At 67.8% G+C, this 24,749-nt stretch carries 20 protein-coding genes; 15 read left to right on the top strand and 5 right to left on the bottom strand.

Annotation, left to right across the window (positions count from 1 at the left end):
* Window positions 1-34: 34 nt before the first annotated feature.
* The 4 genes from LQK93_RS11565 to LQK93_RS11550 all read left to right on the top strand — a co-directional run bounded on the left by LQK93_RS11565 (window position 35) and on the right by LQK93_RS11550 (window position 4,472).
* Entirely contained in the window at window positions 35-559 is a 525-nt protein-coding gene (locus LQK93_RS11565) for a TadE family protein (RefSeq protein WP_374967933.1), read from the top strand.
* A complete protein-coding gene (locus LQK93_RS11560; RefSeq protein ID WP_374967932.1) occupies window positions 556-2,178 on the top strand; it encodes a pilus assembly protein TadG-related protein in 1,623 nt (540 codons plus the stop codon). Before LQK93_RS11565 ends, LQK93_RS11560 begins: the two co-directional genes overlap by 4 nt.
* Before the next feature lie 115 nt (window positions 2,179-2,293).
* A complete protein-coding gene (locus LQK93_RS11555) occupies window positions 2,294-3,472 on the top strand; it encodes a glycosyltransferase family 87 protein (protein WP_374967931.1) in 1,179 nt (392 codons plus the stop codon).
* Window positions 3,473-4,340: 868 nt separating this feature from the next.
* Window positions 4,341-4,472, top strand: a complete 132-nt coding sequence (locus LQK93_RS11550; RefSeq protein ID WP_374967930.1) for a hypothetical protein — start codon at window positions 4,341-4,343, stop codon at window positions 4,470-4,472.
* 521 nt (window positions 4,473-4,993) lie between these two features.
* On the opposite strand, the gene LQK93_RS11545 is transcribed toward LQK93_RS11550, so the two are convergent.
* Window positions 4,994-6,295 (bottom strand): hypothetical protein, encoded by a 1,302-nt coding sequence (locus LQK93_RS11545; RefSeq protein WP_374967929.1) that lies wholly within the window; start codon window positions 6,293-6,295, stop codon window positions 4,994-4,996.
* Window positions 6,296-6,541: 246 nt separating this feature from the next.
* Here LQK93_RS11545 and LQK93_RS11540 point away from each other — a divergent pair, with 246 nt between their 5' ends.
* The 4 genes from LQK93_RS11540 (at window position 6,542) to LQK93_RS11525 (ending at window position 9,985) form a co-directional block, all read left to right on the top strand.
* Window positions 6,542-7,303, top strand: a complete 762-nt coding sequence (locus tag LQK93_RS11540; RefSeq protein ID WP_374967928.1) for a glycosyltransferase family 2 protein — start codon at window positions 6,542-6,544, stop codon at window positions 7,301-7,303.
* On the top strand, window positions 7,300-7,677 hold the full coding sequence (locus tag LQK93_RS11535; protein ID WP_374967927.1) for a DUF2304 domain-containing protein: 378 nt from the start codon (window positions 7,300-7,302) through the stop codon (window positions 7,675-7,677). The genes LQK93_RS11540 and LQK93_RS11535 overlap by 4 nt, the downstream gene beginning before the upstream one ends.
* A 348-nt stretch (window positions 7,678-8,025) precedes the next feature.
* Window positions 8,026-9,054: a glycosyltransferase family 2 protein gene (locus tag LQK93_RS11530; protein ID WP_374967926.1), complete on the top strand. Its 1,029-nt coding sequence runs from the start codon at window positions 8,026-8,028 to the stop codon at window positions 9,052-9,054.
* Window positions 9,029-9,985 (top strand): glycosyltransferase, encoded by a 957-nt coding sequence (locus LQK93_RS11525; RefSeq protein ID WP_374967925.1) that lies wholly within the window; start codon window positions 9,029-9,031, stop codon window positions 9,983-9,985. The genes LQK93_RS11530 and LQK93_RS11525 overlap by 26 nt, the downstream gene beginning before the upstream one ends.
* Before the next feature lie 42 nt (window positions 9,986-10,027).
* Here the strand turns inward: LQK93_RS11525 and LQK93_RS11520 are convergent, their stop codons facing one another.
* Window positions 10,028-11,170, bottom strand: a complete 1,143-nt coding sequence (locus LQK93_RS11520; protein WP_374967924.1) for a hypothetical protein — start codon at window positions 11,168-11,170, stop codon at window positions 10,028-10,030.
* Window positions 11,171-11,253: 83 nt separating this feature from the next.
* A complete protein-coding gene (locus LQK93_RS11515; protein ID WP_374967923.1) occupies window positions 11,254-12,183 on the bottom strand; it encodes a glycosyltransferase in 930 nt (309 codons plus the stop codon).
* Window positions 12,184-12,766: 583 nt separating this feature from the next.
* On the opposite strand from LQK93_RS11515, the gene nhaA reads away from it, so the two are divergent.
* From nhaA to LQK93_RS11495, 4 genes are all read left to right on the top strand, one after another.
* Window positions 12,767-14,131 (top strand): Na+/H+ antiporter NhaA, encoded by a 1,365-nt coding sequence (gene nhaA, locus LQK93_RS11510; protein ID WP_374967922.1) that lies wholly within the window; start codon window positions 12,767-12,769, stop codon window positions 14,129-14,131.
* A 104-nt stretch (window positions 14,132-14,235) separates the two neighbouring features.
* The gene (locus LQK93_RS11505) at window positions 14,236-14,760 is read left to right on the top strand and encodes a phage holin family protein (RefSeq protein WP_374967921.1); all 525 of its coding nucleotides are present in this window, start codon (window positions 14,236-14,238) and stop codon (window positions 14,758-14,760) included.
* A 23-nt stretch (window positions 14,761-14,783) separates the two neighbouring features.
* Window positions 14,784-15,695, top strand: a complete 912-nt coding sequence (locus tag LQK93_RS11500) for an alpha/beta fold hydrolase (RefSeq protein WP_374967920.1) — start codon at window positions 14,784-14,786, stop codon at window positions 15,693-15,695.
* Between the two features lies 1 nt (window position 15,696).
* On the top strand, window positions 15,697-16,524 hold the full coding sequence (locus LQK93_RS11495) for a serine hydrolase (RefSeq protein WP_374967919.1): 828 nt from the start codon (window positions 15,697-15,699) through the stop codon (window positions 16,522-16,524).
* 67 nt (window positions 16,525-16,591) lie between these two features.
* Here the strand turns inward: LQK93_RS11495 and LQK93_RS11490 are convergent, their stop codons facing one another.
* Entirely contained in the window at window positions 16,592-17,836 is a 1,245-nt protein-coding gene (locus LQK93_RS11490; RefSeq protein WP_374967918.1) for a sensor histidine kinase, read from the bottom strand.
* Window positions 17,837-17,898: 62 nt separating this feature from the next.
* Window positions 17,899-18,570: a response regulator transcription factor gene (locus LQK93_RS11485; RefSeq protein WP_374967917.1), complete on the bottom strand. Its 672-nt coding sequence runs from the start codon at window positions 18,568-18,570 to the stop codon at window positions 17,899-17,901.
* A 61-nt stretch (window positions 18,571-18,631) separates the two neighbouring features.
* Here LQK93_RS11485 and LQK93_RS11480 point away from each other — a divergent pair, with 61 nt between their 5' ends.
* From LQK93_RS11480 to LQK93_RS11470, 3 genes are all read left to right on the top strand, one after another.
* A complete protein-coding gene (locus tag LQK93_RS11480; protein ID WP_374967916.1) occupies window positions 18,632-20,098 on the top strand; it encodes a ferric reductase-like transmembrane domain-containing protein in 1,467 nt (488 codons plus the stop codon).
* Window positions 20,095-20,592, top strand: a complete 498-nt coding sequence (locus LQK93_RS11475) for an FMN-binding protein (protein ID WP_374967915.1) — start codon at window positions 20,095-20,097, stop codon at window positions 20,590-20,592. Before LQK93_RS11480 ends, LQK93_RS11475 begins: the two co-directional genes overlap by 4 nt.
* Before the next feature lie 193 nt (window positions 20,593-20,785).
* Complete coding sequence (locus tag LQK93_RS11470) at window positions 20,786-24,748, top strand: S8 family serine peptidase (RefSeq protein WP_374967914.1); 3,963 nt, start codon at window positions 20,786-20,788, stop codon at window positions 24,746-24,748.
* Window position 24,749 lies beyond the last annotated feature (1 nt).

The following is a 24,749-nucleotide window of genomic DNA, read 5'->3' as shown; positions in this document are numbered from 1 at the left end:
AGCATGGAGTCGCGCGGGACGTGACCGTGGGGTGGTGGCCGTCGAGGCGGCGTTCGTCATGCCCCTGATCCTCACGCTGGCCCTCGGCATCGTGGAGTACGGCTTGGTCTTCAAGGACAAGCTGACCATGTCGGCTGCCGTACGCGCCGGGGCACGCACGGCGTCGGCCGAGCCGCGAGTCGGGTCATTCGCTGCGGATACCGCCGCGGCTGTGGCCAAGGGAAGCACGGCGCTCAACATGGCGGACGTCACCAAGATGTGGGTCTACAAGTCCGATGCCCAGGGTTACCCCCTCGGGGGCGGCAGCGCCTTCACGACCTGCACCACGTGCATCACGTTCAGGTGGGACGCCGGTGCCGGCAAGTTCACTCCCGTCTCGGACACCTGGGCAGCCCTCACGCAGAATGCCTGCCCGGGTGACCCCAACCACGACACGATCGGGGTCTACCTTGAGGTGGATCACAAGGCCGTGAGCAACCTGTTCTTCAAGTCGATGACGCTGCGCGAGCACGTCGTCATGACGCTGGAGCCGGTGCCGGTCACCAGTGGCTGCCGATGAGCCGGTGCCTGATCACCAAGGTCCGACGCCTGCGGCGTGACGACCAGGGTTACGTCGCCATCATGGTGGCGCTGATGAGCTCGGTCCTGCTGTGCATGTGCGCCCTCACGGTCGACGTGGGTTACTGGTACGTCGTCGCGAGTCAGGCCCAGAAGGCCGCCGACGCCGCCGCTCTGGGTGGAGTGCCCAACCTGCCCGGCAACCAGAGCGCCGCCTTCACCGCCGCCCAACTGCTCGCCAAGCAGAACGGCTTCGCCAATGGCGTGGCGTCGACGTCGGTGGCCACGAGCATTGGCAACCAGCCCTCGCGGCTTCGCGTCACGGTGACGCGCACGGTCGACAACTTCTTCGGGCCGCTCTTTGGTATCCCCAAGACGACGATCACCAGGTCGGCAATGGCCGACTACGTCGGTCCTCTGCCGATGGGCAGTCCCTGCAACGAGTTCGGCAACGACCCCGATAACGGAACCGACAACCGCCGCAGCACCAACTGCAGCAACGCCGGGCAGTTCTGGGCGAACGTCGGCAGCTGGTCGGCGTCGAAGCTCTCGGGGGACGCCTACCAGAACAACTCATGCGGGAGCGGCATCGACGGATGCACGGGGAGTTTGAACACCGATTACGATCCCAACGGCTACTACTACGTCGTCACGCTGACGCGCGCCGTTTCCAACCTCCAGTTCGAGGCGTTCGACCCCGCACTCGTCGCAGTCGGTGACCTGTGTGGGGACGGAACCAACCCAACGAGTGACAAGTCCTTGACCGGCAAGGACAGGAACGGGATAGCTGACCCGAGGTACGCCAAGGGAGCCGCCAGTCCCTTCTGCACCGGAGACGTCCGCTTTGGCGGGACGGGCGAGGTGTCCACTCAGTTCACAGTGCGCGAGGCCGGCTCATCGACCACCTTTTGGGACCCCGCTTCGTATACAGCCCGAACCGGATGCAACAAGGTCTTCGCGGGTTACAACCTGCCCAACAACGCAACTGCAATCTCAACCATGCCGCTAGGGACGTACAACGTTTTCCGTAAGTGGACGCCCCTTTGCGACTCACCCATCGCGAGCGCGCCCGCGGGCCAGTACATGATCCAGGTGAAGACGAACGGTCTGGGTACTGACGCCGCCTCTGGGCACAATCGATTCGGCCTACGCGTGTACTCCACCTCGGACACCACGGCGAAGGACGCGATCTCGATCGCCGGTTTCTCCAAGATGGCCATCTACGCCAACCTGCCGAGCGCCACGACGACGTTCTTCCTCGCGCGCGTGCCGAGCGCGGCTGCGGGCCAGGTGCTGAACGTCAAGCTCTTTGACATCGGCGACTCCACCGGATCGGGAACCGTGAGCATCCTGAGTCCCTCTGGAGGCCCCCTTACCGGTTGCACCGGCTCCGGCCCCATCACGTCCGTGCCCAACTGCAAATTCACCGCCAACAGCACGTTCAACGGCAAGTGGCAAGTGGTCTCGGTCCCGATCCCACCCACCTACTCGTGCGTCGACTCCGACCCCAATGCGTGCTGGTTCAAACTCCAGTACTACTACGGGTTGGGCAACCAGCCCTCCGACACGACGTCGTGGTCGGCGGCCTTGGCGGCCAATCCGGTCCGACTCGTCGAGTAGTGCGGTGTCCCGACTTGCCGCTGTCGTGGATCCACTCCTGACCCGCGAGCGGCTCAGAGTCTATCCCTGGATCCTGTTGTGCGGGGCTGGACTCGCTCTCTTCGTTTCGCTGATCGTGGGAACCACGCAGGGACTGTGGCCGGACTACTCGGCGCGATGGACCGCCGGGCGGCTGCTCCTCACGGGTCACCTCGACCAGCTCTATGATCCCGCGGTCCAAGCGTCCCTGCAGCACGGGGAGCTCGGCACGAGTGGACTGTCCTGGTTCGTCTCGCCGCCCTTCGTGGCCGGGCTCTTCGCCCCCCTGGCGACCCTGCCGTATGCCCTCAGCTGCGCGGTCTGGACCGTGAGCTCGTTGGCGTCCCTACTGCTCGCCCTGAAGCTCCTGCGGCCGTGGGCGCCGCCGGTGCTGGCCTCGCGCTGGCGGCTCTTCGTCGTCATCGTCTGCTCGTCCTACCCGGTCGTCGAGCTGGTGGGCGGCGGGCAGGACACCGCCGTCGTCCTGTTGGCGGTCGTGGCCGGCATGCGGCTCGTCGAAGCGGGCCATCTGCTCACCGGCGGGGCACTGTTGGCCCTCGGATGCATGAAGCCTCAGCTGGTGTTCCTCATCCCGCTCCTGCTGCTCGTGCAGCGGAGGTTCCGAGCCGTGGCAGGCTTCCTCGGCACCGTCCTGCTCCTGCTGACGGCGTCACTGCTGATGGTCGGGGTGGACGGGGTCGGGCAGTGGCTGCGACTGCCGACGTCCCCGCACTACGTCCAGGCAGTCCAGCTTGATCAGGCGTGGAAGTCCGTGAGTGCGTCGGCATGGCTCACGGCCGTCGCGCCTTCGTCATGGGGATCGACGTGGCAGTCCCTGGCCACGGCTGCCGGACTCGTCCTGGTCATCCCTGGGCTGCGGGCCATGCGGGGAGCGCGCCCCTCGAGCGCGACCGGATGGGTCATCACCCTGACGACGACCGTCGTCGCGTCGCCGCACGTCATGGCCTACGACCTCGTCCTTCTGATCCCGGCGGTCGTGCTGCTCGCTGGCCTGGCATGGACGGCGGCCACCCGCACCGCCCTCGCAGGCATCTATACCCTCTCGTGGACGATCACACCTCTGCACGCCTTGGCCGGGGCATGGCCATGGCCTCTGGACGTCGTTGGCTCACCCTGGGTCGCGGTGCCGCTCGTCGTCCTCTGGGCATCTGCGTTGAGCCCGGGCCCGCGAAGGGTCGCACAACCGAGGTCAAGCGCGGAGGCGATGCCGCCCTATCTGCCGACGACCCAGTCGCAGCAGGACCCGGGCACGTAGTGGGCGCGGCTGCGCCGGCCGTCCGCCGATTGTGTTCGGCTCGCCGTCCTGATCCGTCGCGCCCTGATCCGATGGCGGACTCTCGGGAACTGGCGCGGGCGCTGCGGGCGGCCAGTCGAAGCCGCGCACCAGCTCGGCCTGCAGGAAGTGGTCTGTCCAACCGCCGGAGTCCCGATAGCGCAGCCACCCGTCTCCGACGTAGAACCATCCAGTTTGCTTGTCCACGACGCCCCCCACGCACCATTGATTTCAACCGGTCCCCCCGACCAGTGACTCGAATCTAGGACCTGAAGACGCTGTTTCAGGCCGTTGCCGCATTAGTCCCAAATGCCCGCGCGCCGAAGCTCGAAGTCAAGGTCCGTGCCTGTCGATGCTCGCCGTCATCGGCCCCACTTGCCGAGCGCACTCCGGTCACCCTGCTGACCTTCACAGGCGTCGGGGACCTCATCGCCACCACGATCGTCGCCGTCTTCTACACGGAGAGCGTCAACCGTGCTCTGGCTGGTCGCCGCAGCCCTCCCCTTCGCAGCCCGCCGGCTGCTCCTGAAGCGCAGAATCACCAGGCCCCGTCATCCTCGCGATCCCTGCGCTGCTCGGCTGAGGCCTTGCTCAGTTTGACCGCGCTGAATGTGGGCTCACAGACAACGGCCATCTCGATTACCAGCGCAAGCTGCGAGCTTGCGCATCCAGCGTGTAGGGCGATCACGCAAGAACTCGCCCAGACATCGCGGCGTCGGCGCCCGAAGACGGCCGCGACTAGATGGGGCTCAGCGGGGCGGTGACCAGCACAGTGAGTCTCGAGGCTACTTCGGGAGTCCATCCGCCGGGCGAGGGGCAGCGCAATGAGAAAGCAGAGGTAGGCGAGCACATGGACGACCTCAACACCAACGGCGCGATGGATGATGAGCCGACGACGACGGAGTATCGGCGCGACGTCATTACGGAAACAACAAGTACCGCGGTATCTCCGGCGGTGTGCGCGATGGGACAGACACGATGAAAGAAAGTGACTGGTGACCGTTGCGGTGAGCGCTCTGTTCCCTTCGCCCGCGGTTCCCGCCGAGGAAGATCCCGCTCTGGACGGCATCAGCGTGTTGTTGCCATGGCTGGTGTTCACCGCGGCGCACTCGCGGTTCGTCTCGGGGCGGATGGTCCCGACTCGATGAAGCGAGGGCCTGCTGGTCGGGACGTGAGCGCCCAGGAGACGCCTGCGTTGTCCAAAGCCAGAAACGGCGACAGGGTATCTGCTTATGGCACTCTGTTCCTACAGGGCGCCGTCCCGCTGGGTGATGACCCGGGCGTAGCCCCGAGCCCGCCCCACATCGGCCTCTTGCTCATAACGGCACGTCCGCCAACAATGTCGGGGGCGTCACGGGACTCATGCTCCCCCTACACTCGTCGAGCCCTGCAGGCCGGGCGGCGACGTGGCGGAAGAACGTGGGCGCGACGTAGGCGCGACGGCGTGCCACAGGCTGGTGCAGACCCATTCTTGAGGCAGACTCAAATCAGGCAGCCTCCGAGTTACGGGGCCGGGCGCAACCCCTCGGTCCAAACGACGATGATATTGGCGGCATACCACCGCTGGGCAGCGATCAGCAGCAATAGGACGACCCCCACCCACAGGACATTCAGTCGAGAGGCGCGCCGCGGCGTGCCCGCGAGCAGGACGGGCAAGGTCGGCGCGAGCAGCATGTAGCGCATGACCGCTGGAAGCATTGGCGTCATCGCGAAGATGAAGACGGGGTACGCCACGGACCATGCTCGGAGCTCAGGCGCCCACGCCTTGGCGCTGGGAAGCAGCATGCCGACTACGAGCATGAACACGAAGAGGACAAGTAAGGCCAAGCCAACAACACCGAAGAGATGGAGTGTGTCCTCGAACCACCCGAGGTGGAGGCTTCGTTGTCCAGCGCTCCGAGCCATACCTGCCTGAGTGCCGATGAAGAGTGAGGCAAGAAGCATCCACGAGAACAGACCAAAGATGCTGACGGCCCCAAGGAGGGCAAGTGCCGCTGCGCCGCTACGGCGCGTCTTCCAGAAGGGGCCCTCCGACCGGTATCGGAGATACGCGTGAACGAGCACCACCACCACGAAGGGCAAGGTGACTAGCCTGGTCATCGACAGGGCAAGCACTGCCGCCGAGGACCCGAAGTAGTGGCGGTCGACCACCAGGTTCAGGGCCGCCATGAGGAACAGTAGAGCGAGCGACTCGCTGTAGCCGATCTGCAGCAGTGGTGCGCTCACGAAGAAGCAGGAGAAGAGCACGGTCACGGCCGCCAGAAAGGCGCCCCCGCTACGCAGAACCAAGCGGTACATCAGGACCATGGCTCCAGCCCCGACGACACAGCTGACCACAGTCGCGGCAGCCGTGAATGGCAGGGATGTGAGCAACATGACGGCGCGGACCATCAACGGGTACGCCGGCGGGAAGGCCCAAGTCCACAGAGTGTCGTGCGCGTCCGCCGGAGTGGCCTTGGGAGTCGGTACCTGATACCCATCGGTTGCGATCCGCCGATACCACTGGGCGTCCCAGTTGGAGACGATTCCGAGATAGCCAGGGGCCTGGGGCGTGGGTTCGTAGACGTAGTAGTCGGGTCTGGTGGTCGGCATGGCCACCTGATGCTCAGCCGCCACTGCCAGGAAGATCGTGTCCACAACCCGTGAGGCGGCGAAGATGGTGAGCGGGACCCAGTACCGAACCAACCATGCCCACACAGCGTTTCTCACCTGCCCGAGGACCGACGACGACTCGGGTCCCGAGCCGACAGTCGAGTCGACGACGCCGACTCTGTGACTTGCTCGGGCTGGAATTGTTTCGCGCATGGTTCTCCTCCGACGAGCGACAGGCCCACCCACCACGAGCGTCGGTCACTGCGGGGCGCTGCCTGCGCAGACCCGGCGAGCCTAAAGGACTGGCCGCGGTGTCGGACCTATTCCCTGAAAGGACGACAAGTCCGACGCGACGGAAATGTCCAATCGCCTGACACGGCCCTCCACCTCCATGCACCATGGCGGCGGAGGGTCACCGCTCGGCACCGCGCGGGAGGACATGAGGTAGGGGGCTAGACGATGGCAACCCGCGTTTATGAGCGGATCGCTGGAGCCGACGCACCACGACGCGTCTTGGTCGTGATGCCGGCCTACAACGAGTCCGCCTCCATCGCCGTCGTGTTGGCCGAGGTTCTCGAGAGCCTGCGCGGTGTCGATGTCCTCGTCGTTGATGATGGCTCGGCCGACGCGACCGCGACAATCGCCCGGCGGTTTCCCGTCAAGGTCGCTCAACACGCCTTCAACATGGGCGTCGGAGGCGCGATGCGTACAGGCTTCAGGTATGCCCTGTCGCGGGACTACGACGTCGTAGTGCAGGTCGATGCGGACGGGCAGCACATCGCCGCCGAGGCACAACGTCTCATCGACGCCACCGCGATCGTTGACATCGCAATCGGTAGTCGCTTCAGCGAAGGCTCGACCTACGATGTCCACCCGATCCGTGGCGCATCTATGCGCCTAGTTGCGGGACTCATGAGCTGGGTCGTGGGTGACACGCTCACCGACTCCACCTCGGGTTTTCGCGCCTTCTCGAAGCCGGCCATCGAACTTTTCGCCCAGCACTACCCCTGTGAGTACCTCGGCGACACGGTCGAGTCGCTCGTCCTGGCGCGCAGATCGAGCTTCAGGGTCGGCGAGGTGGGAGTCGTGATGCGTCCGCGGTTGGGAGGCAGGCCGAGTCAGGGAACCTTCTCCTCAATCGGGTACGCCGGCCGTGCTGTGGCGACGGTCTTCCTCGGCATGGTGCGCGCAAAGCCCGTGACGGCGGGGACCCTGCCGTGACTGGAGGCTTCGGACTCGCCCTCGCCGGCGCAGCAGTGGTTGTTCTCACGATCTTCGAGATGGTGCGCCGCCGCTACATCCGGGGACGGTTCGCGGTGACATGGACCTTGGTCGGAGTGGTCACCGTACTCATGGCACTCGCACCGGGGGCTCTCGACTGGGCTGCGCGAATGACTGGCATTGCGGTGCCACTCAACCTCCTCTTCTTCATCGGCTTCCTTGGCCTGCTGCTGATCCTGATTCAGCTGACGGCGGAGATCGGTCGCCTGGAAAGACGTATGCTTCGCGTCGCCGAGGACGCGGCACTTCTTAGAGTGGAGCTCCACTTACGAGAACAAGTTGCCGAGGCGAAAGCCAACCCATCTCAGGATTGAGATCCGACCGAATTGATGAGCTGACTCGTGCCGACCTGCCTGGTTCGCCCACCGGCGGGACAGCCTCCAAGCCGACGGCTCGGCCGCGACTTTTGGGAGCTTTCGAGGAAAAATCGCACCGACGACGGACACTTCACGGTCCAACGGCGAGCGGCGTTCACCTGGGGCCAGAGGAAATCGTGACCCCTCGGGTCAGGCGCTTGGTCTGCAAGCAGTCAGTCAGAGGGCCAGCAACCTTGGCCACGCAAGGGGGCTCTGCCGGTGTGAACGACCGATCAAGCCAGACGCTGGGCTACCCTGCGTGAGGGAACACCCACTACAGCGCCCTGCTAAACAACCCGGAGTCACATGAGTGCTCGTGCGACCGTCGTGGTCGTTGGCTTTGGCTCTGAGGAGTACCTTGAGCAGTGCCTGTCGGCCATAGCTGTAGACATGGGCCCCTCGGATGAGCTGATTCTCGTGGACAACGGCGTCGCGGGCGCTGCACATCGGCGCAACGGTTGGCCACCCCAGGTCCGCACGCTGTGCCCCGGCCGAAATCTCGGCTTCGCAGGAGGCGTCAACCTAGGAGCCGAAGCCGGCAATGGGATCTTCGTCATTCTCGTGAACTCTGACGCCATTATCGAACCCGGTGCCATCGATGCATTGATATCTGTCGCTGATGAGGCTCGTCCGACCATGGCGACAGGATGTCTTCGCCTGGCCAACGCACCCGACCGCGTCAATTCTGCCGGAAATCCGCTTCACTACACCGGGCTGTGTTGGGCTGGCGGCCACGGCGAGCTGGCAACGAGCCACTCACTGCAAAGACAAGTCGCCACTGCAACGGGCGGCCTGATGGCATTGCGCCGAGCCGTCTGGGACAGATTAGAAGGATTCAACGAAAGCTACTTTGCGTACCACGAGGACTGCGAGCTCAGCGTCCGAATGTGGCTCGTTGGGGGCCAGGTTGTGTTCACCCCTCACGCGGTCGCACTGCATCACTATAACTTCTCACGCAACGCACTGAAGATGTACCTGCTGGAACGCAATCGACTTGCCACGGTGCTGACCGTTTATCCGACCAGCCTTCGACGTCGCGTCCTGCCTGCCATACTTCTGTCGGAAGTCGGGCTGCTTGCTCTGGCCACCAAGCAAGGCTGGCTTACCCAAAAGATCGAGGGATACCGCTGGTTGTGGCGTCACCGCCGAGACCTGCGCATCCGCAGAGAGCTCGTGACCCGGACCTGGCAGCGCGAACCCGCTGCATTGACGCCACTGCTATCTGTGCGAATCGATCCAGCAATGATGCAGCTCCCACCACTCATGTGGGCGGTCAACTTCCTGCTCGACCGATACTGGAGACTGTTGGGTGGAGGAGCACGCGCTCGTGGCTGATGGCTCGGGCTTCATTGTTGTCGCGGTGCACAGACCTCATGCCCATCTCTTGCGGCGGCAGCTGCAGTCCATACGTGCACAGACCCTGGCCGATTGGACTTGTCTCGTAGGCGTGGACGGCGAGGACGCGGGCGCCGCAGCCCTCGCTCGCGCAGCAGTGGGCAACGACCCACGATTCAACGTCGTCGAGTTCCCGGACAACGCCGGCGTGTACCGTCACTTCGAACGCCTTCTGACTTTCATGCCGGCGGGCGCCGGGTGGGTGGCACTTTCAGACCAAGACGACTACTGGTACCCCCACAAACTGGAGGTGCTGGCGTCAGCATTGGCTGCACCGAATGTCGCCGCAGTCGCTTCACGTGCCCGGGTCGTGACCATTGACGGCGTGTGCGAGGGGCTCACCCGCAGGCGAGCGGGAGGCGTCCTCGACATGCTCCTCATGAATCAGGTGACGGGGAGTCATGCCGCCTTCAGCGCTGGGGCAGTCCGAGGAGCTCTGCCGTTCCCCGACGGAGGGCCCGGGGCTATCCACGATCACTGGCTAGCGGTTTGTGCAGCGGGGGTGGGCTGCGTGGCCCAAATCAACTCAGTGCTTCAGGACTATGTGCAGCACGGCGCGAACGTCATCGGAGAGTCCAGACCTCCCAATCCGGCTAAGGTCGTCAGCCTCGTTTCGGACGGCCGCTTCGACATTCATCTCTTCGTCGATCGGCCATGGCAGTGGCGGTCCGCAATGGCCCAGGCCCTCATGGGCCGGGCGCACGGACTACCGCATGAGGCTGACCTCCGATCGGTGGCAACCGGGCGGTGGAACGCCGAACTGGGGCGCCTACTCTTGATTCAGGCCCTGCGGCGCAGGACCCCCTTCCTGATCTGCCTTGCCCTGGCCTGGGGAGCTATCCGCCACATCACAGATGCAAACCCGCCGTAAGAGGATTGCAGGTACTTCTGAGACCTCCCTTTGGGCCCGCGCCTAGGCCGACCAGCGCCGCAACAGACGCACACACCGGAGCGCGGCAGGCAGTGCGAATAGAAAGATCAACAGTTCACCCGTGGCCATGCCGCTGACTGCCCCGACTGATCCGGCCACCTTGGCGCCGACCAGCACCAACGGAACCGCGATCAGAGCCGCCAGCACATTCGCCCGCACGGCGTGGCCCGTCTGACGTTGGGTTACCAATATATGTCTGCACGCAACTGTTTGAAGGTTTACGAAGAGGAGGTAGGCACCCAGGGTCCAACAGACGGGCGCGGGCGCCTGTAGGCCCGGGCCGAAGAGCAACTTCGACGCGAGCGGCCCCGCCAAACCCAAAGCCAGCAGCAGTAACACGCCCGCGGCTACGTGAAGGGCTCCGACCCGCAAAGCGCGGCGGCGGAACTCATCCTGAGGTGCGACCGCAAGCCAGGGATGCACCGTGTTGCTAAGTGCTGCGATGCTGGGAAGCAGCACCTGAGACAAGCGCTCACCCGAGCCAAGTCTAGCAAGCTCCGGGACAGACAGGAAGAAGCCCGATAGGAATCCGAGGCCCGACGTGAAGGAAGCCGCCGACGTCTCGATCAGTGCCAATTTGCCGTGAGTGCGCAACGTCCATACCGGGTGCGTTGAAACAAGGGCCCGCACTGGTGAAGGGCCGAGTACCCGCCGCGAGTAGGCACCCAAGCCACTGATCGTGGACACCGCGATGACCGCCGGATAGAAAGACGCCTTGCCTGAGGCGGCGACAGCTAGACCGCCGAGCACGAGGCCGGACACTCTCGGTGCAATCTCGAAGGCTGCGATCTCCCGAGGGGCTGCGCTGCCCACGCAAAACCAAGCGATTGAGAGGCCAGACAGTGTGGTCGCCACAGCCATGAGAGCACAAGTCAGCGCGTGCCCATCGCCTGGCGCAACAACCACTGCAAGACCTGCCGCAATGGGGGTTACCACGACCGCCGCGGCGACGCGGCTAGTGAGCGCATCTGCGTAAATGCGCCTGCGGCCCTCCGGGTCGGCCTGAGCCACAACAGCAGCCCCGACGACCGGCCAGCCCAATCCCACCACGATGGCGCCCAGCAGCCCTAATGACTGCCCGACTGTCAGGGCGGCCCAATCCTGCGGGCTGACATTGCGAGCCACGAGCGGAAAAGCTACGACGCCTCCCGCCGCAGCTATAAGAGGCAAAGACGCGAAACCCACGAACCTGCGCATCCATGACCGCATCAGGCGTTCGGCTTCCACTTGAGCCTACGCGGCCGGCCGCCGTCCGTCCGCGGCAACGGTCTACGCTCTTCAGGGCCAATGGGGCCACTGCTACCGCTCCGGAAATCTCGATAGCCCCTGCGCATTGCGAACCATTGAGCCCGGCGGTCCGGGCTGCTCACGACCGTTGCAATGAAAGCCGGAGCTTGGATCGCAACGATCCGCACCGCCCATTCCCAATCACTGCCGCCGTGGAGCTGCATGGTCTTGAGTCGGTTCCGGATCATGTAGAAAGTGCGCCAGGGGGGGTGGCGCGAGAAGCGGTTCCCAATGGCGTTGTCCCAGCGGGATGAACCTAGGTGATGCACAAAAGGGCAAGGCGGAGCCGACAGAGTTTTGAGACCCGCAGATCGGCATCGAAGGTAGAAGTCCGTGTCGACACAGTCGATGAAAAGGTCTTCACGGAAATAACCGACTCGATCAAAGGTCAAGGCTCGGATTAACATCCCACTTTGCATCGGTTCCAATGGTTCGAGCCGACTGAACAGGCGCTTTTGAACCGGCCTTTTATTAATACTGCTAGCAGCTACAAGGCCATACTCCTCCGAGTGGTCCACTTGATGTAGGCGATTCAATGCGGCAGCGACATAGATCTCACTTATCAGACTGTCCTGATCACAGGTGAGAATAAAGTCGACGTGTCCCCAGGACCTCGCTTGCCGCACGCCCGAGTTCAAGGCGGCGGCGATGCCTTGATTTCCCCCAGGGCGGATGACCGAAACCCGGCCGGAAGTGAGCGTCACTATGCGCGCCCATACATGCTCAGCAGACCCGTCATCTACCAGCACGACGTGCGCGCACTGCCGTACCAGTCGCGCTACTACATCCTGCAGGTGGTCCGGGGGGTTGAACAGTGGAACGACGGCGACAACAACCTCACCGTGGCGCACTGCCTTGCTCCTGTCTCTCAAGATCCGAGGGCAAGAGAAGCCCGCCGCTCACGGAATCATAAGCCCGGCGGGACCACAGTGAAGGCGAGGCGCGACGTGGGCCTTGACGTACGGGTCTATTCGATCGCTTGTTGCCGCTTGGCACGTCGCGAGCGACCGAAGCCCTTTCGGCGGGCAGCCTCCCGCGACCCCTCCTCACGGACTACCCCTAGCAGCGTCTTGGGGTCTGGAGGCGGCCAGTCCAGCGTCCGCGGGTCGGCAGTCTCCATGTAAAAGTCGGTCCAGCCGTGGTTGTCGCGGTGGCGCAGCTTGCCGTCGCCAACGTAGTACCAGCCCGCAGGCTTGTCGTTCATCGTTCCCCACCGGATGCAGTTGTGTGCGAGATTCCCCCTCCCACAAAACACAATGCAGAGGCACGGAATGCATCCGCATAGCCATTGTCGGATTAGTCTGATTTGGCCGTGTCACAGGCACATCCGGGACGTTCGTTAGACTGGTGGCGCCCGGCGGGACCCTGTGACTGGGCAAGGTGTGCCGGGAAGTCTGGTCGGCGTCCTACGACCCGACCCCGAGAGGTCCCACGGTGACCGACGCGCCCTCCCCCGCCCCCACGCCGGCTCCGCCCGGAAGAAGTCGTCTACTCGGCCGCGGCACCGGGCGCGAGGCCAGCTACGTCGCCGACCTGCTGCGCACCGAGACCGTAGGCGGTGCCATTCTGCTTGCCGCTGCGGCCATCGCCCTCCTCTGGGCCAACTCCCGCTGGCGCGACGGCTACTCGACCCTCCGCGACACCGTCGTCGGGCCGCACATGCTCAACCTCGATCTGTCCCTCGGGACCTGGGCGGCCGACGGCCTCCTTGCCATCTTCTTCCTCGTGGCCGGCATCGAGCTGAAGCGGGAGTTCGTCGCGGGCGACCTCTCCGATCACCGCAAGGCCGCCCTGCCGATCGCGGCAGCCGTGTGCGGCGTAGCGCTGCCCGCGATCCTGTTCGGGATCACGGCCACGCTGATGAGCCAAGGGGCCAGCGCAAGCGAGCTCAGCGGCATACTCCGGGGCTGGGCGATCCCCACGGCCACCGACATCGCGTTCGCTCTCGCGGTGCTCGCCGTCATCGCCACACACCTTCCCAGCGCGCTCCGGTCCTTCCTGCTGACCCTCGCGGTCGTCGACGACCTCATCGCCATCACGATCATCGCGCTCTTCTACACAGAGAGCGTCAATCTGCTCTGGCTGGTCGCCGCCGCCCTCCCCCTCGCCGCGTGGCGGCTGCTCCTCAAGCGCAAGCGGACCAACCCCGTCCTCCTCGCGATCCCTGCGCTGGTCGCCTGGGGCTTCGTGCACGCGAGCGGCATCCACGCCACCGTCGCCGGTGTCCTGCTGGGCCTCCTCGTCCCGGTGAACCGGGCGGTCGAAGACGACCCGGACCGGCGCTCAGTCGCCGAGCGGCTCGAGCACAAGCTCCGCCCCTTCTCCGCCGGCTTCGCCGTCCCGGTCTTCGCGTTCTTCGCCGCCGGGGTGACGGTCGTCGGTGGTGGCCTGGGGGCCGCGCTGCGCGACCCGGCCGCCATCGGCGTCGTCGTCGGCCTTGTCGTCGGCAAGGCGATCGGTGTGCTGGGCGGCACGTGGGCCGTCGCGCGCTTCACCCGCGCCGAGCTCGACGAGGACCTCGCCTGGAGCGACGTCTTGGGCCTGTCCCTGCTTGCGGGCGTCGGCTTCACCGTCGCGCTATTGGTCGGCGAACTCGCCTTCGGCAACGGCTCGGAGCGCGACGACCACGTCAAGCTTGCGGTCCTGTGCGGCAGCGTCATCGCGGCGCTGCTCGCAACCGTCGTCCTGAGACTGCGCAACCGGCACTACCGCCTCGTCGAGGCCCGCGAGACCGCCGACCTCGACCATGACGGCGTGCCGGACGTCTACCAGGCCGACGGACGGCTCGACCCGGCCTGACTCCCGCCGTGCGCGTTCGGGTACGGGCTCCGCAGTAGGGTGGCACCTGCATGAGTGGCAGGCGCGACCGCGCAGTTCCCAACGAGCACGGAGGAAGTGAGCCGATGACCACGGATCCCCGGCAGGAGCGGACCCTCGGCCAGCTGGTCGCCTCCGCCACGCAGGATCTCTCGACGCTCGTCCGCAGCGAGATCGCCCTGGCCAAGGCCGAGCTCTCGGTGCAGTTCAAGAAGGCCGGCGTCGGCGGAGCCCTCCTCGCCGCAGCCGGCGTCGTCGCGTTCTACTCCGTCTACTTCATCTTCATCACGATCGCCGAAGGGATCCAGGCCCTCGGCCTGCCGCGCTGGCTCAGCTTCCTCATAGTCACCGTGTTCATGCTGCTCGTGGCCGGCGTCCTGGCCATGCTGGGCATCCGCAAGATGAAGACCGTCAAGCCGTCGCCCGACAAGACGATCGCGGAGGCGAAGGAGACGGTCGCCGGCCTGAAGTCCGCAGCCGAGCACCCGGGCACCACCGTCCCCGCGCCGCGTCCCGAGTGGGACCGTCCGAACGGCCAGGTTGCGGCCGCCCCCGTCGTGCCCGCTGACACCACCGGCGCAAGCGCAGTCACTTCGTCCCGCGACGCCTGACCCGAGGGCCTATCGTCACACCCATGTCCGTCGACGCTGCCTTCGTCAACATCGACGGCCCCTGGGAGCACCGCTACGTCTCGGCCAACGGCGCACGCTTCCACGTCGCCGAGATGGGCGAGGGACCGCTCGTCGTCATGCTCCACGGCTTCCCGCAGTTCTGGTTCACGTGGCGCCACCAGATGGTCGCCCTTGCCGAGGCCGGCTACCGCGTCGCCGCGATGGACCTGCGCGGCTACGGCGGCTCCGACAAGCCACCTCGCGGCTACGACACGTACATGGCGACCCTCGACACCGACAGCGTCATCCGCGCGCTCGGTGAGAAGGACGCCGTCGTCGTGGGACAGGGCCTCGGCGGCTGGATCGCCTGGAGCATGCCGACGCTCCGGCCCGAGGTGACGCGTGCGGTCGCCTCCCTCTCGATGCCGCACCCGCGGATCATGCGGCACGCAACATGGACCAACGCGAAGCAGCGGCGCGCCTCCTCGTGGGTCGTCGGCCTGCAGAAGCCCTTCGCCCCCGAGCGCGAGATGACCCGCTCACACGAGTATGTCGCGGAGCTCCTGCGCGCGTGGGCCTCCCCCTCGGGGTCGTTCCCGACCTCCGAGGACGTATGCCGTTACGGCGACGCCATGATGATCCCCTTCGTTGCGCACTCCGCCGCCGAGCACTACCGCTGGCTCGGTCGGTCGTCGATCCGCCCGGACGGGCCGATCTTCATGCGCCGCATCCGTTACGCCATCGGGGTCCCGGTGCTGCAGCTGCAGGGGACCGACGACGGGTGCGTACTCGCGGAGGCGACCCACGGCTCCGCCGCGTTCGTGCCCGGCGACTTCCGTCAGGTGAAGGTCCCCGGCGCCGGCCACTTCCTGACGGAGGAGGCCCCCGAGCAGGTCAACGCCGCCTTGGTCGGGTGGCTAAAATCCCTTGCCTGACATGGAGTTCGATCTTCCCGATGCCGGTGGAGTCACGTGGTCGGTTTCCGTCCGTGACAGCTCCGGCATGCCGTTGGGCGCGTCCGGCGAGAACGTGCCGTTGCGCACCGCGTCCGTCGGCAAGGTCCTGCTCCTCATCGAGACCGCACGCCTCATCGCCGCCGGCGAACTCTCCCCCGACGAGCCGCTGACCCGGTCGCTCGACCTCTGGGTCGGCGACTCCGGCCTGTGGCACACCCTGTCAGTCGAGACCCTCCCCCTCGTCGACGTCGCGGCCCTCGTCGGCGCGGTGTCCGACAACCTCGCGACGAATGTCCTGCTCCGCAGGGTCGGACTCGCCGAGGTCGCCGCGCGAGCCACGTCCCTCGGCCTGCGCGCAACCGCCCTGCACGATCAGGTGCGGGACGTCCGTGGAGCCGAGCACCCCGTCACCCTGTCGACCGGCTCGGCATCGGAGCTCAGCGCGCTGATGAGCCGTCTGGCCGCGGGGACCGCTGTGGGTGAGGACGCCGACCGGCTGGTCCGTCAGTGGCTATCCGCCAACGTCGACCAGTCGATGGTCGGCTCGGCGCTCGTCGAGCAGGGCGGCCTCGACCCGATCGCTCACCATGCGTCTCTTGGACTGCCCATGACCTTCTGGAACAAGACAGGAACGGACGACGGGGTGCGGGCCGACGTAGGTGCCATCACCTCCGACGGCCGAACAGTCACGTGGGCCGCCATCGCCAACTGGGACCCGAAGCCCGGGACGACGCTCGACCACCTCACGGTGTGGGCGGTGCTTCGGGGAATGCGGCACATCGGCGAGCAGGTCCTGGCGCAGCTCTGATTGCCCCAACCTCCCTCGACTCGGAGCCGAACCCGCAGGCCGCCGGACTAAGCCTGGCGCGCCAACCTCAACGGGCGGCGGGGATGACGAGCGTGAAGGTCGCGCCTCCGCCGGGCGTCGCTTGCACGTCGAGTCGACCCCCGTGGGACCGGACGATCTGGGTCACCAGCGCCAGGCCGAGACCGACGCGCCGGCCACCTGAGGCGCCGTCACCGCGCGAGAACCTTCGGGTGAGCCGTTCCACGTCCGCGACGTCGACGCCGGGGCCGTGGTCGACGACGTCGACCCGCACCAGCCCGTCCTCCCTCGAGGAGCGCACCTCCACCCGAGATCCCCGCTCGGAGTGGGCGATCGCGTTGTCGACGAGCGCCAGCACCGACCGTCGAAGGCTTGCGGCCACACCGTCGACGACGCACGGGCTGCGGTCCGAACCCACAGAGCCCCCAGAACCGTCAGAGCCCGCAGAGACCTCCGGGCCCACCGATCCCGGTCCTGCACCTTCGTCGACGAGCGTGACGCCGCGGTCGGCGGCATACGGCCTCAGCGAGGTCACCACGTCCGACGCGAGAGCGCCAAGATCCACCTTCTCGGCGACCTCGTCGACGTGCTCGAGCTGGGCCGAGAGCAACAGGTCCGACACGACGTCGGCCATCGCCTGCGTGTCGTGGACGAGCTGGTCGACCTCCGCGAGCCGACGCTCGTCCGCCGCGTCGCCCTCGTGAGCCCGCGCATCCGCGGCCACGTGCCGGCGCAGCATCTGCGCGCGGGTGCTGATGACGGCAAGAGGCGTTCGAAGCTCGTGCGAGGCGTCGGCGACGAACTGCCGCTGCAGCTCCATCGCCTCGCCGAGCGGGCGCACCGCCCGGCGCCCGGCCACTAGCCCGGTCAGGGCCGCCAGCAGCACACCGATGCCACCGGCCACCGCCGTGGACACGAGCAGCCGCTGCTCCTCGCCCGAGTGCAGCCGGATGTCGTAGACGGCGACGTAGGTCCCGTCCGAGCGGCGGTCCACCCACGCGGGCCAGGTGCGCCCGTCCGCGTCGTAGCTCGTCGCCCCCGAGACGTCCGGGCTGGTCCCGACCACCGCGGTCGCCAGACCGGCAGGCATCGTCCGCGTCACCTCGTGCGTCGGTCCGGCCAGCTTGGCGAGCCACGTCCCCGGCGGCGCGTCGATGACGTCGTCGGCCGTCCGCGCCGTCGTCTCGGTACGCCCCCGGACCTCCGACAGCTGCTGCCGGTCGAAGAGGACCGCAGCGCCGATGATCGCGACGAGCACGACGAGGGCCGTCGTCGCACCGACGCGCAGAGCCACCGACCGCGACGCCTGCCGCAGCGGATCCCTCTCCGTCACAGCCGATCTCGACCGAAAACCCATCACGACGTCCCGAGCCGGTAGCCGACCCCGTGGACGGTCTCGATGACCGACTTCCCGAGCTTGCGACGCAGGTAGTAGACGTACGTGTCCACGGCGCCGAGCGTGTCGGCGTGGTCGAAGGCCGTCGCGAGCAGCTCGTCACGGGTGAAGACCCGCGTCGGGCGGCGCGCCAGCGTCTCCAGCAGCCGCGCCTCGCGGCCAGAGAGCATCACCTCGTCGCCGTCCCCGACCAGGCGCTGCTCCTGCACGAGCAGCCGTCGCGGACCGACCGCGAGCTCGTTCGCCGCGCCGCCGACGGGCCGCAGCAGCGCGCGCAGCCGGGCCAGCACCTCCTCGACGTCGAACGGCTTGACGACGTAGTCCTGCGCGCCCGCGTCCAGCCCCTCGACCCGGTCGGCGACCGTACCGCGCGCCGTGAGGAAGAGCACGGGCGCCGTGAGCCCCCGCGAGCGCAGCCGCGTCACGAGGTCGACCCCCTCGATGCCGGGCAGCCCCCGGTCGACGACGAGCACGTCCCAGTCGTCGACCAGCCCACGATGGAGCCCGGCCTGTCCGTCGCGGACGGCCGTGACGGCATACCCCTCCTCGTCGAGCAGCTCGGCGAGCATCTGCGACAGGTCCGGGTCGTCCTCGACGAGGAGCAGGCGAGGGCGGGACGTCGGCACACTCATGCGGTCGGACTCCTCGCGCCGTCTCATAACTTTCTGAGATCGCCTCGCGACGATCGTCTACGTGAGCACCACCATCGCACCACACCGCGGGACCCCGAGCCGGGTCCGTCGCGCCCTGCGTGCGGGCTCGGACTTCCGCCGCTGGCAGGCGCGCACCGGTGACCTCCTCGAGACCCTGGCCATCGCGAGCCTCCTCGCCGTCGTGACCCAGTTCCTCCTCGCCGGCGGCAGCCACGACCTCGTCGCCGGCGCGTCAAGCACGATGCTGATCGCCGTCGGGCGCCTCACCGGCCTGGTCGCCATGGACCTGCTGCTCATCCAGCTGCTGCTGGCCGCGCGGGTGCCGTGGGTCGACCGCGTCTACGGGATGGACCGCGCGCTCAAGGCACACCGCGTCCTCGGCCGCATCACCGTCCCCCTCGTCCTCGTGCACGTCGGCGCGATCATCCTCGGGTATGCCGTCCGCGACGCCCTCCACGGGCCGTTCGGACCCGTCGTGGAGACCTTCCGCCTGCTGACCGGCGGCAGCGACCTGCTCTTCGCCTTCGGCGCGACGGCCCTGCTCGTCGTCGTCGCGGTGACGTCCGTCAGCATCGCGCGCCGGAAGGCGTCCTACGAGTGGTGGCACCTCGTGCACCTGACCTCGTATGCCGCCGTCATCCTCGCCGTGCCGCACGAGCTCTCGATGGGCTCGGACTTCACCGCCTCCGCCTGGGCGCGCACCTACTGGTGGACGCTCTTCGTCCTCGTCGCCGCGAGCGTCGTGTGGTGGCGCCTGCTCGTCCCGGTCGCCCGCAGCCTGCGCCACGGCCTGCGCGTCAGCGACGTCGTCGAGGAGAGCCCCGGCGTGTGGTCGGTGCGGATGACCGGGCGTGACCTCGACCGACTGCCGGCGCGGGCCGGGCAGTACCTCAACTGGCGCTTCCTCAGCCCGCGCCTGTTCGCGAGCGCCCACCCGTGGTCGCTGTCGAGCGCCCCGGACGGCCGCCACCTGCGCATCACGGTCCGTGACCTCGGCGACCACTCGAGCCGCCTCGCGGGGCTCCGCCCCGGCACGCGCGTGCTGTTCGAGGGACCCTACGGCGCGTTCACGTCGCGGGGCCGCGTCCGCCGCCGGGTCCTGCTGCTCGCCGCCGGCATCGGCGTCACCCCGGTCCGCTCGCTCCTCGAGGAGCTCGTCCGCCACGGCCACGCCGGCCCCGGCGACGTCACCGTCGTCTACCGCGCCAACACCGAGGCGGAGCTGGCGCTGCGAGACGAGCTCGAGCACCTCGCCGCCGTCGGCGGCCACCGGCTGCTCCTGCTCGTCGGACCGCCGGTCCAGGGCTCCTGGCTGCCTGCTGGCTCCGCTCGCAGGAACGGCGAGCAGTCCTCCGATGCCCGGCGGCTCGCCGGGCTCGTGCCCGACCTCGCCCGGCACGAGGCCTACGTCTGCGGGCCCGGGAAGTGGATGGACCTCGTCCACCACAGCCTCCTCGAGGGCGGCATCCCCAAGACCCACATCCACGACGAGAGGTTCTCCTGGTGAGGAAGACAACGGCAGTCGTCGTCGGCCTCGCCGGCATCGTCACGGTCGGCGCCTCCTGGGCCAGCGGCCTGGCCCCGAAGCATAACGCGGTCAACGGCATCCACGTCGCCATCCGGGCCAAGGCCGGCCCGCCGGTCGCCGGCGCCCCACCGCAACCCTCGTCCTCGTCGGCGTCCTCGTCCTCGTCATCGTCGACGAAGTCCGCCGAACCGCGGTCCGGGTCCGTCGACGGTGCCGTCGTCGACACGCAGTACGGCTCGGTCCAGGTGCGGATCACCTTTCGGGGCAAGAAGATCACCAACGTCCACGCCCTGAAGCTGACCGACAGCTCCGGCACGTCGGTGTCCATCAGCGCCGGAGCCGCGCCTACCCTGCGCCAGGAGGCGCTCGACAAGCAGTCCGCGCAGATCGACGTGGTCAGCGGCGCGACCTACACCAGCGAGGCGTACCAGCAGAGCCTCCAGTCGGCGATCGACGCCGCACACCTCGGCTGACGCAGCCCTCCACGAACGCCCTGTCGTATGCCGTGTGCCGCAGTCGCGCAGGCGTCCGCCGCCGAGCTGGCTGGGAGTTGAATGTAACCCTGGTGCATTTCGGGCATACGGCACCTTCTCCTCTGCGATGATGCGCTCGCGCCGTCCCTTCGGACGATGCGCTCGCAGCACCACTTCTCACAGGGGCTAATTCATGCTCAGTCGCCGGCCTTTCGCCGCGGCCCTGACCCTTGCGCTCGTCGCACCGGTCACGGCGCTCACCGCTTCCCCCGCCGCCTCCGCAGCCCACGCCGCGTCCGCGGCCCCCGCCGCATCCTCGACGGGAAAGCGGATCGCGGCCAAGCGTCTCCCGCGCCCGCTGCGCGACAAGGCCCACACCCGCGCGCACGAAGCACACACCGTGCTCGTGAAGTTCCGTACGTCGGCACCCAAGACCAGACGCGACCACGCCGTCGCCTCCCACGGCGGCCGCGTCGCACAGGCGCTTCCCGGGACCGGCTTCGTGAAGGTCACGACGAGCGGTCGCGCCGAGGACCTCGCGCGACGTCTGAAGGCCGACCCCACCGTCGCCGAGGTCGCCCTGGACTACGTGCGCAAGGCATCCGCCTCCCCGAACGACCCGGCCTTCGCCTACGGCGACCAGGACTACCTCCAGACGGTCCGGGTGCCGAGCGCCTGGGACCGGTCGAAGGGCTCGCTCAGCCAGGTGGTGGCCGTCATCGACACCGGCGTCAACGGCAGGCACCCCGACCTGGCCGGGCGGACGGTCGCCGGCTACAACGCGATCACCAATGCCAGCATCGCCGCCGGCGCCGCGAGCGACGACAACGGCCACGGCTCGATGGTGTCCGGCATCATCGCGGCCGGCACCGACAACGGCGAGGGCATCGCCGGGGTGGCCTGGAACGCCAAGGTCATGCCGGTCAAGGTGCTCGACCGGACCGGCAGCGGTGCCGACTCCGACATCGTCGAGGGCATCGACTGGGCCGTCTCCCACGGCGCCAAGATCCTCAACCTCTCCCTCGGCGGTGACGGCGACAGCCCTGCCCTGCACGACGCCGTCAAGAACGCCGTCGCCAAGGGCGCCGTGGTCGTGGTCGCCGCCGGCAACTCGGGCGACGACGTGACGCAGTACCCAGCGGCCTACCCCGAAGCCGTGGCCGTCGGCGCGACGGACACCAGCGGAGCGCTCACCGACTTCAGCACCTACGGCTCTTGGGTCGACATCGCCGCACCCGGCTGGGGCATCCTCTCGACAGGGATCCCGGACTCGAGTGGCAACGACTACTTCTACGGTGACGGCACGTCCTTCGCGGCACCGATCGTCTCGGGGGTGGCCGCACTGATCCGCACCCAGAGCCCGACCCTCACGCCCGCCCAGGTCCTCTCACGCCTCAAGTCCACCGCCCGCGATGCCGGACCTCGCGGCATCGACCCCTACTACGGCGCCGGGATCGTGGACGCCACCAACGCCCTCGGCGGCGGCTGGGCTGCGGACTTCGGCTTCCCCGCCATGGGGGCGGGCGAGCCCAACGACGTGCCGAGCCGTGCCACGCTCCTCGCCGACTCGGCAACGGGCATCGTCTCGGTCGAGGGCGACGTCGACTGGTACCGCATCGTCACCGACACCACCCAGCCGCTGTCGGTGACGGTCACACCCCCGGCCGAGGACCCGAACCTGCCCCAGAACGAGGACCCGGAGGTCTCGGTCTACGACTCCGCCCTCCGACCGGTCACGACCTCCGACCACCAGGGGGCGGGCGGCGCCGAGCTCGTCGGCTGGACCGCCCCTGCCGGCACCTCCTACGTCAGGATCGAGAACTTCAACGGCGCCCGCGTCGCTCGGCCCTACACCGTGTCGCTCAACCGGCGCACCGGGGCGCTGCTCAACTCACCGTCCTGGCTCTACCAGCGGACGCCGCAGACCGGCTCGACCGCCGTCGGCGACGTCACCGGCGACGGCCGCGACGACGTCGTCGCCACCCTGGGCGAGTCGTCCGACGCCGTGACCCCGCGGGGCATCATCGTGTATGCGCAGGCGAGCGCCCCCACCCCCGACGACGGTACCTTCTACCCGACCGCCGACGACTCGCCCGTGACGCGGGTCGCCGTCGCGGACCTCGACGGGGACGGCACCGCAGAGGTGCTGGCCGGGACCCTGAACGGCCTGCAGGTCTTCCACCGACAGGCGGACGGCACGCTGGGGACCGCGAGCTCCGTCGCATCGGTCCCGGGCCTGGTGCGAGATGTCGCGGTCGGGGACGTCGACGGTGACGGCCACCCGGACCTCGTGACGAGCATGTCCGCCACCACCTCCATCCTGATCCACCAGCCGGACGGCACCTACACCAAGGCGATCGACGTCCCCGGGCAGCTGGTCGACCTGTCCATCGCCGACGTCGACGGTGACGGACGGCCGGACGTCGTGGGGACCGACGGCGCAAGCGCGGTCGTCCTGCACAACGACCCCTCCGACCCGACCGGCTGGCGCGTGACCAAGCACCCCGTCACCCTCTCCTCCGGCTCGACGGTGGGGGCCGCACGAATTCTCGACGCCGACCGCGACGGGCGCCCCGACGTGGTGGCCCTGGTCCGGAGCGCGAGCGGATCGGCCAGGCTGGCGACCTTCCTGCAGGGAGCCGACGGCACGCTGCAGGGACCGACCAGCACGGCCATGCCCGCCTACAGCGAGACCCTCGCGGTGGCCGATGTCAACGGCGACGGGGTCCCCGACCTCGTCACGTCAGGCAGGAACCCGAGCCCGAACGTCTCGGTGCTGCCCGGGCTCGCCGGCGGCGGCTTCGGGGCGCCCGTGTCCACGCCCACGGGCGACTCCATCTCGTCCGCACACCAGGGCGAGCTGTCCACCGGCGATCTCGACGGGGACGGACATCCCGACGTGGCCCTGATGACGAGGACCGACGTGGCGGTGCTCCGCAATGCGACCGCGGCCACTGTCCCCGGCCAGCCCGCGCTGTCGGTGCGCAGCACCACACCGAGCGACTTCGCGTCGTCCCTGGCCCCGAGCTACACGCCGACGGTCACCTTCGCCGGCGACGTCAACGGCACGACCGTGAACGCCTCGACGGTGCGGCTGCTCGACGGCCACACCGGCTCCGCCGTACCCGCCACCGTGACGTACGACGCGGTCATGCGGACGGCGACGGTCAGGCCCACGACGGCGCTCTATGACAACGCGCCCTACCGGCTCACGGTGTCGGGCGTGAAGGACACGGCGGGCGGGACGATGCCGACGGCATACTCGGTCACCTTCCGCACGGTCGACGTCACTCCCCCGGCCGTGGGCTCGTTCACGGCCACCGGGACGCTGCGCGGCGCCACGCTCACGTGGAAGGCCCCGACCGTCAACGACCTGGACCGCTACATCGTCCGGATGGCGCCGGGGACGACGCCCCCCGCCAGCGTCACCACGGGCACGGCGGCCTACTCCGGAACCGCGACGAGCGCCAACGTCGCCAACCTGGCGCAGGGCACCACCTACAGCTTCCGGATCTGGGCCAGGGACCGGTCGGGCAAGCTCAGTGCGCCGTCCTCCCGCACCCTGGTCGGGACCACGGAGACGATGACCTCGAACGTCACCTCGCTGGCGTACGCCGGCTCCGTGACCGTGAGCAGCAGGCTGACCCGCCCCGACACCGGCGGCTCCGTCGTCGGTGTCCCGGTCCAGCTCTACTGGCGCAGGGCCGGGACCACGACGTGGAACCTCCTGACGACGCGGACCTCCAGCTCCACGGGCACCGTGTCCTACGCCCACAAGCCCGCGACATCCGTGGAGTACCTGTGGATCTACCGCGGCTCGACCAGCTTCGTCGGATCCAGCAGCGCGCTGCGCGCGGTCGGGGTCCGCACCGCGGTCACGGGGGTCGTCAGCCGCAGCTCGCTCGCGCTGGGTGGGACGTTCACGATGTCCGGGTCGGTCTCGCCGACCCACGTCGGACAGGGTGTCTACCTGCAGCGGTATGCCGGCAGTGGGAAGTGGACGACGGTGACGAGCAAGCCACTGGGGACGACGAGTGCCTACGCCTTCTCCGTCAAGCCGTCGGCCCGGGGCACGTTCACCTACCGGGTCTACAAGCCGGCTGACACCGACCACCTCGCCTCGTACAGTGCAAGTCGTGCGGTCAGGGTCTACTGAC

It is taken from the genome of Terrabacter sp. BE26 (assembly GCF_041941675.1).
GTDB lineage: Bacteria > Actinomycetota > Actinomycetes > Actinomycetales > Dermatophilaceae > Terrabacter.
Note: the sequence above shows the minus strand (reverse complement) of the source record. Positions and strands in the feature narration are given on the sequence as shown.